Origin of the sequence: Solirhodobacter olei, assembly GCF_004010155.1 — a bacterium.
Taxonomy (GTDB): domain Bacteria; phylum Pseudomonadota; class Alphaproteobacteria; order Rhodobacterales; family Rhodobacteraceae; genus Solirhodobacter; species Solirhodobacter olei.
Window position 1 is genome coordinate 1 of the sequence record NZ_RRYH01000062.1, and the last position, 367, is coordinate 367.

Annotated in this window: 1 protein-coding gene; it reads left to right on the plus strand. The window is 70.6% G+C overall.

Features of this window, described 5'->3' with window-relative positions; translation table 11 throughout:
• A partial coding sequence (locus EIP85_RS22215; RefSeq protein ID WP_241560147.1) for a Gfo/Idh/MocA family protein occupies window positions 1-367 on the plus strand: 367 nt, incomplete at both ends.

Sequence of the window (367 nt, forward strand, 5' to 3'; positions counted from 1 at the left end):
ACCGCCCCCTACGGGTTCCGCCACGATCCGGCGGGCGGCGGCGCGCTGGCCGATATCGGCAGCCACGCGCTCGCCACGGCGGAGTTCCTGATGGGCCCCGCCGCCGGCCCGATTTCGCAGGTGATGGGCGATTGCGTAACGATGATCGCCGAGCGCGCGGACGGGCAGGGTGGCCGCCGCAAGGTCGAGGTCGACGACATCGGCCGCGCCTTCCTGCGCTTCGAGAGCGGCGCCACCGGGTCCATCGAGGGCAACTGGATCGCCACCGGCCGCAAGATGCAGCATGACTTCGAAGTCTTTGGCACCCGGGGCGCGCTGGCCTTCAGCCAGGAGCGGTTCAACGAGCTGCACTTCTACGCGACCGACG